The organism is Streptomyces sparsus (assembly GCF_054776295.1).
The window spans coordinates 1-806 of record NZ_BAAHCA010001475.1; the positions used below are offsets into that span (position 1 = coordinate 1).

At 73.4% G+C, this 806-nt stretch carries 1 protein-coding gene; it reads right to left on the minus strand.

Translation table 11 applies throughout. The features are described from left to right. Positions 1 to 92: 92 nt before the first annotated feature. Positions 93 to 638 carry a SigE family RNA polymerase sigma factor gene (locus ACYVE9_RS29120; protein ID WP_461030873.1) on the minus strand — a complete coding sequence of 182 codons (546 nt, stop codon included), beginning with the start codon at positions 636 to 638 and terminating at the stop codon, positions 93 to 95. Between the last annotated feature and the right edge of the window lie 168 nt (positions 639 to 806).

Here is an 806-nt window from a genome sequence, read left to right on the forward strand (position 1 = left end):
CCTGGACGTCTCCACCCGGATGCCCGCGCCACTGCCGCAACCGGTCAGCGCGACGACCGGCAGCAGCGCCAGGACGGCGACGGCACGGGCCGTCAGGCCGCGCACGCGGTGCGGCTCCGCTCCCGCACCGGCTCCTGCGACCACCGCGACTCCCTGCTCTCCAGCTCCTCCCGGAGCCGGGCCAGCGCCCGGTGCAGTGTGCTCTTCACCGTGCCGGCCGACATGCCGAGGGCCTCGGCGGTCTCCTCGGTGCTCATCTGTTCCCAGTGGCGCAGCACCACGACGCTGCGCTGCTTGGGGGCGAGCACTCCCAGTATGTCGACAAGCAGCGCCCGATCGGCGTGCTGCCCGGCACCGTCCTCGACGCCCACGACGTCCGGCAGCACGTCGGTGGGCACCTCCGCGACGCGCCGGGCCCGCCACCACTCGGTACGGGTGTTGATCATGACGCGGCGCAGGTAGGCGTCGGCGAGCGACTTGTCGGCGATGCCGTCCCACTTCGGGTAGGTGCGCACCAGCGCGGTCTGCAGCAGGTCCTGCGCGTCGCACGGGTCGGGCACCAGACGGCGTGCGCTGCGCAGCAGGGCGTCCTGCCGCGTCCGCACGTACTCCTCGAAGTCCAGCACCTCTGCCGTCATCGCCCCGCCTCCGTAGCGTCCCCGCGGTACCGGCCTCGATACGGCCGGTACCCGAGGCACGCTATGGAGACGGTGTTGCGGGGCGACCGCCCATCAGGACACGGCAGCCGCACGGCCACCCGTCGGTTGTGTAACAGCGCGCCGACGGGCCGCCGCGCGGCAGGGCCC

Bases quoted from the DNA above. Each gene is read 5' to 3' on its own strand.
- ACYVE9_RS29120 (WP_461030873.1), bottom strand. From the start codon at position 638: ATGACGGCAGAGGTGCTGGACTTCGAGGAGTACGTGCGGACGCGGCAG.